The sequence below is a fragment of the Mediterraneibacter sp. NSJ-151 genome (assembly GCF_022487435.1).
Lineage (GTDB): Bacteria > Bacillota > Clostridia > Lachnospirales > Lachnospiraceae > Schaedlerella > Schaedlerella hominis.
In genome coordinates this window covers 69,715-83,480 of record NZ_JAKVPP010000008.1, presented here as the reverse complement: position 1 = coordinate 83,480, position 13,766 = coordinate 69,715, and the positions used below count along the sequence as shown (strand labels likewise).

The 13,766-nt window shown below is 36.8% G+C and carries 12 protein-coding genes; 4 read left to right on the top strand and 8 right to left on the bottom strand.

Annotated elements, in window-relative coordinates; all coding sequences use genetic code 11:
• Positions 1-45 precede the first annotated feature (45 nt).
• The 4 genes from rlmD to LQE94_RS09870 all read right to left on the bottom strand — a co-directional run bounded on the left by rlmD (position 46) and on the right by LQE94_RS09870 (position 5,054).
• A complete protein-coding gene (rlmD, locus tag LQE94_RS09885; protein WP_240577590.1) occupies positions 46-1,422 on the bottom strand; it encodes a 23S rRNA (uracil(1939)-C(5))-methyltransferase RlmD in 1,377 nt (458 codons plus the stop codon).
• 125 nt (positions 1,423-1,547) lie between these two features.
• On the bottom strand, positions 1,548-1,787 hold the full coding sequence (locus tag LQE94_RS09880) for a hypothetical protein (RefSeq protein WP_022075914.1): 240 nt from the start codon (positions 1,785-1,787) through the stop codon (positions 1,548-1,550).
• A 112-nt stretch (positions 1,788-1,899) separates the two neighbouring features.
• A complete protein-coding gene (gene pcrA, locus LQE94_RS09875) occupies positions 1,900-4,146 on the bottom strand; it encodes a DNA helicase PcrA (RefSeq protein ID WP_240577589.1) in 2,247 nt (748 codons plus the stop codon).
• Between the two features lie 83 nt (positions 4,147-4,229).
• Complete coding sequence (locus tag LQE94_RS09870) at positions 4,230-5,054, bottom strand: AraC family transcriptional regulator (protein WP_240577588.1); 825 nt, start codon at positions 5,052-5,054, stop codon at positions 4,230-4,232.
• 179 nt (positions 5,055-5,233) lie between these two features.
• On the opposite strand from LQE94_RS09870, the gene LQE94_RS09865 reads away from it, so the two are divergent.
• On the top strand, positions 5,234-5,827 hold the full coding sequence (locus LQE94_RS09865) for a DUF1836 domain-containing protein (RefSeq protein WP_240577587.1): 594 nt from the start codon (positions 5,234-5,236) through the stop codon (positions 5,825-5,827).
• A 51-nt stretch (positions 5,828-5,878) separates the two neighbouring features.
• Here LQE94_RS09865 and LQE94_RS09860 read toward each other — a convergent pair whose 3' ends face one another.
• The gene (locus LQE94_RS09860) at positions 5,879-6,178 is read right to left on the bottom strand and encodes a YerC/YecD family TrpR-related protein (protein ID WP_022075910.1); all 300 of its coding nucleotides are present in this window, start codon (positions 6,176-6,178) and stop codon (positions 5,879-5,881) included.
• A 262-nt stretch (positions 6,179-6,440) separates the two neighbouring features.
• Here LQE94_RS09860 and LQE94_RS09855 point away from each other — a divergent pair, with 262 nt between their 5' ends.
• From LQE94_RS09855 to glgD, 3 genes are all read left to right on the top strand, one after another.
• On the top strand, positions 6,441-7,610 hold the full coding sequence (locus LQE94_RS09855) for a hypothetical protein (protein WP_240577586.1): 1,170 nt from the start codon (positions 6,441-6,443) through the stop codon (positions 7,608-7,610).
• Positions 7,611-7,805: 195 nt separating this feature from the next.
• Positions 7,806-8,945, top strand: a complete 1,140-nt coding sequence (locus LQE94_RS09850) for a glucose-1-phosphate adenylyltransferase (RefSeq protein WP_022075908.1) — start codon at positions 7,806-7,808, stop codon at positions 8,943-8,945.
• Position 8,946: 1 nt separating this feature from the next.
• The gene (gene glgD, locus LQE94_RS09845; RefSeq protein ID WP_240577585.1) at positions 8,947-10,062 is read left to right on the top strand and encodes a glucose-1-phosphate adenylyltransferase subunit GlgD; all 1,116 of its coding nucleotides are present in this window, start codon (positions 8,947-8,949) and stop codon (positions 10,060-10,062) included.
• Positions 10,063-10,101: 39 nt separating this feature from the next.
• Here the strand turns inward: glgD and LQE94_RS09840 are convergent, their stop codons facing one another.
• From LQE94_RS09840 to LQE94_RS09830, 3 genes are all read right to left on the bottom strand, one after another.
• Positions 10,102-10,554, bottom strand: a complete 453-nt coding sequence (locus LQE94_RS09840) for a MarR family winged helix-turn-helix transcriptional regulator (protein WP_022075906.1) — start codon at positions 10,552-10,554, stop codon at positions 10,102-10,104.
• A 130-nt stretch (positions 10,555-10,684) separates the two neighbouring features.
• Positions 10,685-12,412, bottom strand: coding sequence for an acetyl-CoA carboxylase, carboxyltransferase subunit beta (gene accD / locus LQE94_RS09835; protein WP_118724414.1), 1,728 nt, complete (start codon positions 12,410-12,412; stop codon positions 10,685-10,687).
• A complete protein-coding gene (locus LQE94_RS09830; protein ID WP_240577584.1) occupies positions 12,402-13,766 on the bottom strand; it encodes an acetyl-CoA carboxylase biotin carboxylase subunit in 1,365 nt (454 codons plus the stop codon). The genes accD and LQE94_RS09830 overlap by 11 nt, the downstream gene beginning before the upstream one ends.

The window sequence follows — 13,766 nt, the reverse complement described above, 5'->3', positions numbered from 1 at the left end:
GAAACACACATCTATTTTATTTCCAAAATGGCGAAATTCTTTGATTTATTGGGCTTTTCTCGATAGAAGGCAGACTGTCTCCACATGCACTGTTTCGCAAAATTGATCTACAGCAACCGCTTTCACAACTTCATATCCCCTTGCCTGGAACATCGCAAGATCTCTTGCCAAGCTTGTCACCTTACAAGAAATATACACAATTGTATCTACTCCATAATCCAAAATCTTCGGAAGTGCCTTTGGGTGAATACCATCTCTTGGTGGATCTAATACAATTACATCTGGTTTTTCTTCTATATCATCAAGTACTTTGAATACATCACCCGCAATAAAGCGACAATTTTCCAAACCATTCCGTGCTGCATTCTCTTTTGCTGCCTCTACTGCTTCTTCGATAATTTCCACTCCGATCACTTCTTTTGCAACTGGTGCAAGTACCTGAGAAATCGTACCTGTTCCACTAAACAAGTCAAATACAGTCATATCGTGGATATCTCCGATATAATCTCTCACGATGGTATATAATACTTCTGCACCTCGAGAGTTAGGCTGGAAAAATGAAAATGGTGTGATTTTAAATTCCAATCCAAGCAGGTTTTCATAGAAAAAGTCTTGTCCATAGAGAACTTTCGTCTCATCACTTTGTACTACATCTGACAGCGAATCATTTAATATATGGAGAATTCCTACGATTTTACCTTCTAACTGTAATGCCAGCAATTGTTCTACTAATGGTGTAAGATCATAATCCTCCTGTGTTGTAGTTACGAGATTGATTAAAATTTCTCCTGTTGTATCCCCACGGCGAAGCAATAAATGACGCAAATATCCAATATGTTGCATTTTCTTATAATAGCTTGCACCTAAATTCTGGAAATATTCTAACACGCACATTAAAATCTTATTCATGTCCTGATGTACCAATTTGCAGTCTGATGCTGTTAATACATCATAAGTACTTCCTTTTTTATGAAGTCCCAGTGACAATGGTCCGTCCTTATATTCATCTCCAAATGAGAATTCCATCTTATTACGATAACCAAATTCTTTGGGGCTTGCCTTTACGCCTTCAAATGTAAATGTTTTTCCAGGTGCCATGGCCGATTCCAAAATTTCTCTGACCTGTTCCCCTTTCATCTGCATCTGATCTTCATAAGACATTGTCTGATACATGCATCCACCGCATGCCGGGAAAATGCTACAGACCGGAGTTCTTGTTTCTTTTTCTGATTTTTCTAAGACCTCCAGTAGCCTTCCTTCCGCATTACCGCTTTTAAATTTATTGACAATGAATTTCACTTTCTGTCCCGGAATTCCATTTTTTACAATTACATATCTGTCCTCTTCCGGCACGTATACTTTTCCTTTATTTGGAAATTCAACTTTTTCTATAATTCCTTCAAATATCTGTCCTTTTTTCATAACACTCTCTTTCTGGCAAAAAGAGACAGGGTGCGGTACCTTACCACCACATCCTGTCCTTATGTTTAGCCGTTACTGTTTACATCTGATTTGATGTCTGATAACTTCAAATTCTTTCAAACTAATTAGATCTGATCCTCGTCACTGAAATAATCATCAAAATCATCATCGAAATCTTCGTCAAAATCTTCGAGATAATCCGGTGTAAAGAATCTGTATACTGCATAGGCAATACCTGCTACTGCTGCAACCGCACCGATAATTGCCAATGTCCAAAGGATTGCTTTACATGGTTTTTCTTCTTCCTTTTTGTTTAAAAGTTCTTTCAGTTTTGTCTCAGCAATTAACTCTTCTACTCTGTTCATATCTTACACGCCCTTTCCCTTTTCTTGGTAGAGTTCTTTTCTGATATTATAACACTATCATTTTCAGATTACTACTAAATTCATTGAAAAATTCACAGAAAAACAAATAACTTTATTCTTCCTTTTTTAATTTTGCAAATGTAGCAAACATCTTCTTTACTCCGGCAGTATCAAATTCTACTGTCACTTCATAATCTCGTCCGCCTTCTACAATATCTTTTACAGTTCCTACACCAAATTTAATGTGTCTCACTCTGTCTCCGATTGTATAATCAAGACCTTTTTCTTTTGTCACCGCAAATTGCTTTGCCCCCGTCATAAGAGGTGAAGCATATGTAGTAAATGGTTTTTGTGCAAATGCTTGTTTTGCCTGCTTAAATGCTGTTTGAACAGCAGAATCTTTTTCTTCTTTGACAGAAAACAGCTTCTCTTCTTTTTCGAGCAAATCTTCTGGTATTTCTTTTACAAATCTGGATACACGATTATAATGTGTCTCTCCTCGTACCATACGCATTCTTGCGCAGCTCAGCACAAGCTCTTGTTCTGCACGTGTGATTCCTACATAACACAAACGTCTTTCTTCTTCCAGATCTTCCGGATTATCAATACACATATAACTTGGAAATAATCCGTCTTCCATACCTGCCAGGTATACATTCGGAAATTCCAATCCTTTCGCACTATGCAATGTCATCAAAACAACATAATCCTGTTCTTCATCTAAATTATCAATATCTGCCACTAATGCTACTTCTTCTAAGAAGCCGCTTAATGAAACTTCTTTTTGCTCTGCTGCACAGACTTCCTCATAAGTTGCCACTTTATTAAGCAATTCATCAATATTTTCAATTCTGGCCTGTGCATCTTCCTTATCCTCTGCCTCAAGACTTTCTACATATGCTGTCATCTCAATAATCTCTTTTAACAGATCCGTTAAACTGATTTTTCCAAGTCTGCCTTTGAAATATTCAATCAACGCAACAAATGAATCTAGTTTTGCAGCACTTCTTCCAATCCCCGGAATCAGATCCAGACCTTGCAGTGCTTCATAAAATCCAATTCCTCTCATCTGGGCAGAATCCTGCACACGATTCACTGTTGTAAGACCAATCCCACGTTTCGGGACATTAATAATTCTTCGAACAGCCAAATCATCTCTCGCATTATCTATTGTCTTTAAATATGAAAGTAAATCCTTAATCTCGCGTCTTGCATAGAAATTCACCCCACCGATAATTTTATATGGAATATTGTTTGCCACAAATTTTTCCTCAAAAATACGAGACTGTGCATTTGTTCTATACAAGATTGCGTAATCATTATAATGATTTCCTTTTGCGCATCCACTTTTAATCTGATTTACAATAAATTCAGCTTCATCATATGCTGTATCAAACTCATGCAATTGGATTTTTTCCCCATCTCCTTTTTCCGTCCAAAGAGATTTATCTTTTCGTCCGTGATTATTACGGATCACTGCATTCGCAGCATTTAGAATATTGCCTGTTGAACGATAATTCTGTTCCAGCTTTATTACTTTTGCATCCTTGAATTTCTCTTCAAAACTTAATATATTCTGTATATTAGCTCCTCTAAATTTATAAATGGACTGGTCATCATCTCCTACTACACATAAGTTCTGATATTTCGCTGCTAAAAGACTGACAAATTTAAACTGTACTGTATTTGTATCCTGATATTCGTCCACCATAATATATCTGAATCGATTCTGATAATACTCCAAAACCTCTGCATCCTTCTGAAAAAGCTGCACTGTCTTCATCAGCAGGTCATCAAAATCTAATGCGTTATTCGCCTGCAGTTGTTTTTCATATTCCCAGTATACTTTTGCAATCATCTGTTTTGAAAAATCTCCTACTGCATTCACCTCGTATTCTGCCGGTGTTACCATCTCATCCTTTGCTGATGAAATTGCTCCAAGAAATGTTCTCTCTTTAAATTTCTTTGTATCTATATTCAATTGCTTACATATATCACGCATCAATGTCTTCTGGTCATCACTGTCATATATTGTAAAATTCGTATCATAGCCGATGCGATCGATATATCTTCTTAAAATCCTTACACAAGTGGAATGAAATGTACTAACCCATATACTTTCTGAACCAAATCCAACAAGATTGTCTACTCGTTCACGCATCTCTCCTGCAGCTTTATTTGTAAATGTAATTGCCAGTATGTTCCAAGGATTTACACCCTTTTCTTCTATTAAATATGCAATTCTGTGAGTCAGCACTCTGGTCTTACCAGAACCGGCTCCTGCCAGAATTAAAAGTGGTCCTTCGGTATGATAAACAGCCTCTCTTTGCTGCTCATTCAACGTATCATATATGCTCATAAAACTCTCCCATCTTATCTTCATTTAACCCAAACTCTTGCTTTTATTATCGAACATGCGTTCTTTATTGTCAACTAGAATTTCTACTTCTTTCGCACATCTCTCGGGGAACATCCGTATATCTCATGAAACATTCGGTTAAACAATTTGTAATTCGTAAATCCATTCTCTTCTGCAATCTCCAAAATTCCTTTTTGTGTATTGCAGATATCCTGGTAAATATGCATCAATCGCACCTGATTGACATATCTCAAAAAATTTACACCCATATTTTGTTTAAAAAACCGACTAAAGTATTCTCTGCTCAAATAAAAATGTGACGCAATCTCTTCCAATGAAATCTGCTCTTTATAATGTAATTCTATATACTCTGTAATTTCTCCCAGACGTTCCAATATCGTATTGTGCTTTGAAGTTTGTACATGTTCTTCTCTTGTTGCAAAATGATTCAGCAGCTCAAAGAATACTTCCATCGCAATAGCCTGACTTTTCAACCGATATCCGACAGGATGCATCACGTACATCGGCGGCAAGCCTTTTAACATCTCACATATTTTTAAATATGCCTCCAACTGTTCTTTTTTTAATTTTTCCCTAGTACAGAAAAAACGATATTTTTCTATATCTGAAACATAGTTTTTCATACTGTTTCTTGAAAAATGAATTATCACCATCATTGACGCATTTGCTGCCTTAACTTCATGCATCTGGTTAGAATCCAGCACTACAAAATCACCCGCAACAACCAGATAGTCTTTTCCATCTATCATGATTGACCCATTTCCATTTAATACGTATATAAGTTCTATTGCAGAATGCCAATGTACCGGATTATATTTTCCTTTTCCTGTATAATAATGAATCTGTACTCCCGTTCGTTCCAACTTGAATAATGGTTCATATATCATCCTTTATTGCTCCCTTTAAATTCCAGTTCTCTGTATATCTTTCAAACAGTATTATTATATTAACATATGACACATACATTTTCACGCTTAAAGTTCTTAAAATTCATACGAAATTCATTTTCAAAAATGCTTGCCATCTAGTTTTTAATACTATATAATAACTATATTGAGGTGATAAAATGACAATAGATTCCAATGATATCTTAAACAGTATTTTAAATAGTATTTCACGCATTGATTATATCCACTCTACTGAGATTCCGAATATGAATCTGTACATGGATCAGGTTACTACTTTAATGGAAGAAGGTCTTTCTTCTACCAAGCGTTATGATGACGACAAGATTTTAACAAAGACAATGATCAACAATTACACAAAGAATAATCTTCTGCCTCCACCGGATAAGAAGAAATATTCCAAAGAACATGTCTTAGTATTGATCTTTATCTACTATTTTAAAAATATTCTTTCTATTAAAGATATTGAAACTTTATTAAAACCTATTACAGAAAAGTATTTTCATACTGACGAGAATTTATCTATGACAGACATTTATGAAGAAATCTGCTCTGTCCAGAAGTCACGAATCGATTCTCTGCAGGAAGAGTTAAAAACAGCTTTTGCTCGTTCTGAAGGTTCTTTTTCTAAAGTTCACGATGAAGACAAAGAGCAGCTACAGCTATTTTCTCTACTGTGCGATCTCAGTTTTGATGTATATGTCAAAAAGCAAATCATCGAAAAATTGCTGGATGAAGTACATCCACAAGAATAAAAAAAACGAGAACTGCTATGCACTGAACAGTTCTCGTTTTTCTTTTTGTCTTTAGTTTTCTTTTTTACTTTCAAGTCGTCTGAACACCATATCATATCCGTCATTTCCATAATTCAATGACCGGTTCACTCGACTGATCGTAGCTGTAGAAGCACCTGTCTTTTCCGCAATCTCAAGATATGTCTTTTTCTCTCTCAACATCTTCGCAACCTCGAATCTTTGTGAAAGAGACAACAACTCATTAATTGTGCAAATGTCTTCAAAAAATGTGTAGCATTCCTCTTTATCCTGCAAGCTCAAAATTGCATCAAACAAATAGTCTACTGCCTCTGTTCTTATTTTTTTACTCATATGCCGTACTCCTTTGTTACTCAAAGACTATCTAATATTTTAACACATTAAATTCATAAAATCCACTGTTTTATCATAATAAAGTTCTAAAGATGCAAATATTTTAAATATTTTCTTTGAAATACAATTCCGCATTTCGACAATTAACCATACTTTTTTCACAATTTTTTCAAAATAACACCTATTTTAACATTGTTCTTGCTTTCATAAAATGTTATAATGTTCATGTTGTAAAAATTTATAAAAAATAAGGAGTATACATATGAAGTGTCCATTATGTGGAAAAGATGTTATATTACAGCAGAAACAAGTTGGAACCAATGAGAATGGTGAGCCAATTATGAATCAGTATGCGATTTGCAAAGACTGTAAAAAACAGTGGAATTTAGATAAACAACGTGCAAAGAAAATGGCAGCTAAGAAAGCGGTTGAAGATGCAAAACAAGCTGAACCTACTCGCTCAGACGAAGAGAAAAAAGCTGTTAAAAAGTCTCGCCCTGTTAACGGAGAGGACGCACCTAGGAAGCGCCGTCCTGTCAACGAAGACGGAACTCCTAAGAAACGCCGTCCTGTCAACGAAGACGGAACTCCTAAGAAACGCCGTCCTGTCAACGAAGACGGAACTCCTAAGAAACGCCGCACAGCTGATGGAGAAGCCACTCCTAAGAAGCGCCGTCCTGTCAATGAAGACGGAACTCCTAAGAAACGTCGCACGGCTGATGGAGAAGCTGCTCCTAAAAAGCGCCGTCCTATTGAAGAAGAGGCAGCTCTCTCTTCTGCTTCTGAAACTACAGAAGAGCAAAAATATAGTAATATTCCACCTCAGCATGTTCGTGCAAAACGAGAACATGCAATGCGCAAAGGTTACGAGGATATGCTTTCAACCGATCCATCCTACAAATCAAACAAGATTTCTAACACGGATGATCTTTCCGATTTGAAGCAGCGTACAATGAATGCATATGATGATATGAATGATGATGATGACTGGGATGATGAATACGAACCAAAAGCCAGATTCCGCGTCTTACGTGTTCTTTTAGGAATTCTCTCTATCGGAGGTTTTGGTTTCTGTGTTTATTCTGCACTAATGGCAGGTCTGGATGGTATTCTATCCGGTGATACAGCTTCTGCCGGTATGACTTATGCCATTCTTGCAGCATGTATGTTTGTATCTGCACTGTTATTATTAATTATGCAGAAGTCGAATTCTGTTTTTGCTTTCATTCTACCAATGATTTTATATCTTGGTGGCGGTGTATATGCATTTATGAAACGCCAAGGAGAAGCCAACCTTTTGTATTGTGCAATTGCAGGGCTTGTTCTTGCAGTAATTTTCTTGATTCTTACAATTGCATCCAGAGGAGATTCTGATGATTATGACCCGTCAGATGACTATGATGATCCATTTGAAGATGATTTTGATAATTAATATCTAATACAAAAAATCCCATTAGCTATGTAGTTTTACAATTCCATAGTTAAATGGGATTTTTGTATCTTTTATATATCTTTTTCCCTATTTTTCAATTTTTTTTGGTATTTTCTCTCAAATTATATGGTATTTTCTGTCTTTTCATAGTATAATATATTTATCTTATGAAAAAGCAATATGGGAGGATACTCAATGAAACAAAATAATATGCTTGCTATGATTTTAGCTGGTGGACGCGGCAGTCGTCTTCATGATCTGACAAACAAAGTCGCTAAGCCGGCAGTATCTTATGGGGGAAAATACCGAATCATTGACTTTCCACTTAGTAACTGTGCGAACAGTGGAATCGATACTGTAGGAGTGCTTACCCAATATGAATCAATTCTTTTGAATAGTTATGTTGCTGCTGGAAGACGTTGGGGTCTGGATGCAAAAAACAGTGGTGTTTATGTACTTCCACCACGTGAGAAAGCAGATACTGATCTGGATGTTTATCGTGGAACTGCAGATGCCATTTCACAGAACATTGATTTTATTAACAATTATAATCCGGAATATGTTCTTATCCTTTCCGGCGACCACATTTATAAGATGAATTATGCAAAGATGTTGGATTATCATATCAAATCCAATGCTGATGCTACAATTGCCGTTATTGAAGTTCCAATGAAAGAAGCCAGCCGTTTTGGTATTATGAACGCTAACGAAGACGGACGTATTGTTGAATTCGAAGAGAAACCAGAACATCCAAAGAGCAACCTTGCTTCTATGGGAATTTATATTTTCAACTGGAAACTGCTTCGTAAGATGTTGCAGGCTGATATGAAGGATGCTAATTCGAGCCATGACTTCGGTAAAGATATCATTCCGCAGATGCTTGCAGATGAAAAACGTCTCTTTGCATATAAATTTAAAGGCTACTGGAAAGATGTAGGTACAATTGATTCTTTATGGGAAGCTAACATGGACTTGCTTGATCCTAAGAATGAATTAGACCTCAATGATCCTTCATGGAAAATTTATACAGAGGATTCTACTACTCTTCCTCATATTTTAGGACCAAATGCTAACATTAACAAAGCATTTATTACTCAGGGATGCGATGTCGATGGTGAGATTACAAACTCTGTATTATTTACGAGTGCAAAAGTAGCAACCGGTGCAAAAGTTATTGACAGTGTACTGATGCCTGGTGTTGTTGTTGAAGAAGGTGCCGTTGTAACCCGTGCCCTTGTCGCAGACGGTGTCCGCATTGGTAAAGATGCCGTTGTTGGAAGCGCAGACAGCGAAAATATTGAACTTGTAGCAAAACGCGTAAAGGGGGCAGAATAATATGTGTGACGCATTAGGAATCATTAATTTCTCCAGAAGTCAGATTCATGTGGAGGGACTTCAGGATTACCGTTCAATCGGAGCATTTTCTTTCTTAGGAAGATATAGAATGATTGATTTTCCACTTTCAAATATGACAAACAGTGGAATGGATCAAATCAAAGTTTTTCTTAACAAACAACCACGTTCTTTAGTAGAACACCTTGGTACAGGTCGTCATTATAATATCAATTCAAAACGTGGACATCTTCATATACTATTTTCTGAAGGTGAACGAAAGAATTCATTGTATGACACTGATATTGCAACATATTTAGATAACTTAGCTTACATAGAAGAAAATCCTTTTGACTACGTGATCATTGCTCCTAGCCACATGATATTTAAGCAGGATTTTGATGAGCTTATGAATAAACATGTTGAATCCGGAGCAGATATCACATTGCTTTATCATACAGTAGATAATGCAAATGAGAGCTTTTTCAATTGTGATATTTTAAATTTGAATAAACAAAAAGGTGTCCTTTCTATTGAAAAGAATCGTGCGACCGCAAAGAACCGCAATATTTTCATGGATACTTATGTTATGAGAAAAGATTTGTTCATCGATTTACTTAAGAAAGGGGCATCACATTCTGCATTGTATACACTTCCTCAGGTAGTTAATCATGCTTGCCAGGACTTTGATATACGTGGAATTTCACATCGTGGATACTTTGCCGCTGTTACTGACTTAAAGAGTTATTTCGATGCAAATCTCTCTTTACTGGATGCAAAAACAAGAAATCTTCTTTTCGAAGAGGATTGGCCAATTTATACAAGAACTAGTGATTCTTGTCCAACAAAATATTTAGAAACAGCCAGTGCCCGCTCTTCTATCATCTCAAACGGATGTACTATTGAAGGAGATATTGAAAACAGCATTATCGGACGTGGATGTAATATTAAGAAAGGGGCTGTATTAAAGAACTGTGTTGTACTTCCAAATGTAACAATCGGTGAAGATATACATGCAGAAAATCTGATCATTGATAAGTACGCTAAACTGATTCATGCAAAAGAAGTAATTTGCACACCGGAACAGCCTGGATATATTAAGAGAAGCGATTGTATCTAACCATTATATTACATTTTTCTAAGACAAAAAGAGAAGCGATTAATTCCGCTTCTCTTTTTGTTCGTATTGATAGAAAAATTCACTGAGTCCATTTAATGTTTTAACAAGAACTCCTATCTCTTCTTCATTTAATTGTCTCATTACTGCATCTGTCATCTGCTCATGATATTCTGCATGATGATGATATGCTTTTCTTCCTTTTTCAGTCAGATAAATATTTACAACACGACGATCTTTCTCTCCTCGTTTTCGTTCAGTATATCCTTTATTTACAAGCCCGTTCATAGAAGTCGTCAAGGAACCAACTGTTACTTTTAACTTTGCCGCAATAGAGGACATATTTCCTCCGTCAAGTCCAACCGCCTCAATGATGTGCATATCATTATTGGTGATATCTTTATATTCTTCTGTAATAATTGCCTCTTCTTCCAGCTGCAATATCTCATTAAATAAATGTACAAGAACATCGTTTATTATCTTTCGGTTATCCACAGCGTTCTCTCCTGTCTTTTCTATTGTTTAAGACATATTCCTTTCAAACACTTCACTTTTGTTTTAATATGTCTTATCTTCTCCAATCCAATATAGTATAACACGTTGACAAGATTGAAACCACTATTTTTTAGATATTGCGAAATCGTTTATATCGGTGTTGAACCAATTCTTGTTTTGACAATGCTTTATATTTTTTCAGAAAACAATTTATTTTCTCATCCATGTTATCTTTAAGCTGCATCATATTTTCTCTGGTGAGTGGTTCTTCTTCTCGGATAACCTGTTCAATAATTCCGAGAGCTTTTAAATCCTGTGCTGTCATCTTCATCACATCCGCCGCTTCTTTTGCTCGTTTACTGTCCTTCCACAAAATAGAAGCGAAGCCTTCCGGTGACAAAATAGAATAAATTGCATGCTCCATCATCCAAACTTCATCTGCGACTGCAAATGCAAGAGCTCCACCACTTCCGCCTTCACCGATTACAACAGATAATACCGGAACTTTCAATCCTGACAATTCATATAAGTTTCTGGCAATTGCTTCTCCTTGTCCATTTTCTTCCGCTTCAAGTCCACAGAACGCACCCGGTGTATCAACAAAACAAATTACCGGACGGTTAAATTTTTCAGCCTGTTTCATTAAACGAAGAGATTTTCTATATCCTTCCGGAGACACCATTCCAAAACGGTGTGCAATATTTTCTTTTGTGCCATGCCCTTTTTCCTGAACTAATATCGTTACCGGCTCTCCATGGAATTTTGCAACTCCTCCTATTACCGCCGGATCATCTCGATACAATCTGTCTCCATGCATTTCCACAAAATCTGAAAAAAGTAGTTGAATATAATCTTTTCCTGTCGGTCTGTTTTTATCTCTTGCAAGCTGCACATGATCCCATGCACTCATTTTATCCTGACATTCTAAGTCTTTTTCCGCTGCCATTTGCATCTGTTCTTTATTTTTTACAAAATCAGTATTTTGTTCTGTTTTTGTTATATGCATATCTAAGATTTTTGATAAAGTAGAGCGCATTTCTTTTCTCTCTACGATTGCATCAATAAATCCATGCTCTAATAAAAACTCTGAACGTTGAAATCCTTCCGGCAGCTTTTGCCCAATTGTCTGCTCAATCACGCGCGGCCCGGCAAAACCAATCAAAGCACCTGGTTCTGCTAAAATAATATCTCCAAGCATTGCAAAGCTTGCTGTCACTCCACCCGTCGTAGGATCTGTCAGGACACTGATGTATAAAAGACCTTCATCGCTATGACGTTTTAATGCAGCTGAGGTCTTTGCCATCTGCATCAAAGATACAATCCCCTCTTGCATTCTGGCGCCTCCTGAACATGCAAAAATAATAATCGGAAGTTTTTCTTCTGTCGCTTTCTCAACCGCGCGTGTGATCTTTTCTCCCACAACTTCTCCCATACTCGCCATCATAAAACGACCGTCACATACAGCAACTACTGTAGGTATTCCGTTAATATTTAATTTACCTGTAACAACAGCCTCATCCAGGCCTGTTTTTTCTTTTAATTTATCCAGCTTTTCTTCATAGCCTTTAAACTGTAACGGATTTCTTGTCTGCAATCCTTTATCCCATTCCTCAAAACTATCCGGATCTGCAATCATTTGAATTCTACGATATGCATGCATACGGAAATAGTTCTGGCAATGTGGACAAATATAATTATTTTGCTTAACCTCTTCTACAAATACTGCGGTTTTACAAGCATTACATTTTTTCATCAAACCATCCGGTACTTCTGGTTTTCGTGCTGAAAATCTGGTTTTCTTCTCATTTACTGCATCATTTTTCACAGCAGTTCTTTTAAACATATGCTTAAATTTCATTGATATTTACTCCTGCAATTACATGCGTATTTAAAAATTCAATGTCAAAATTACCTGCCTGATAATCTGGATTTTGTAGTATCTCAAACTGATAATCGACATTTGTATCAATTCCCTCTATAATAACTTCGCCAAGAGCACTCTGCATTTTCGCAATGGCATCTTCTCTCGTTTTACCGCAGACAATTAACTTTGCCAGCATGGAATCATAATATGGTGAAATATGATAGCCACTGTAAATATCCGTATCTACACGGATTCCCTGACCTCCCGGTAAATGTAGCTCTGTAATCTGTCCCGGAGAAGGCCGAAAATGTTTCATTGGATTTTCTGCATTGATTCTGCATTCAATTGCATGTCCCTGGATTTTAACATCTTTCTGTGTGATTGAAAGTGGTTCTCCTGACGCGATTTTTATCTGTTCTTTGATGAGATCCAAGCCTGTCACACACTCTGTTACCGGATGTTCCACTTGTATACGAGTATTCATTTCCATAAAATAAAATTTTTCATTTTTCTCTAATAAGAATTCAATCGTTCCGGCATTTTCATAATGAGCCGCTTTCGCTGCTTTCACTGCTGCTTCTCCCATTTTCTGTCTTAATTCTTCAGAAACCGCTGCCGAAGGAGATTCTTCTATCATCTTCTGATGATTTCTTTGGATAGAACAATCACGCTCTCCAAGATGAATTACATTTCCTTTTGAATCAGCCAGAATCTGAAATTCAATGTGTCGCGGATGTTCTACAAAATGCTCTATATACATGGTTTCATCTGCAAATGCCATCTTTGCTTCCTTTTGTGCTGTCTGAAATGCTTTTGTAAATTCATTTTCTGAATATGCAACACGCATTCCTTTTCCGCCGCCGCCAAGAGCTGCTTTGATAATAACCGGATAACCGATTCTTTCTGCCTCTTTTAATCCTGTTTCCACATCCAGCACAGACTCATCTGTTCCCGGAATGACAGGCACACCTGCACTTGTCATTGTGTTTCTGGCTTCCTGCTTATTTCCAAGACATTGGATTACGGAAGAATTTGGTCCTACAAAGGTGATTCCACATTGTTCACACAACTGAGCAAATTTTGCATTTTCAGACAAAAATCCAAATCCAGGATGAATTGCATCTGCACCTGTCACCATCGCCGCACTGATAATACTTTCCATATTTAAATAACTCTCTGCTGAAGCACTCGGCCCTATACAGACTGCTTCATCTGCCAGCTGTGTATGGAGACTTTCCTGATCCGCCTCTGAATAAACAGCTACAGACTCTATCCCCATTTCTCTGCATGCACGAATAATACGCACCGCGATTTCTCCTCTGTTGGCAATCAATAATTTCTGAATCAT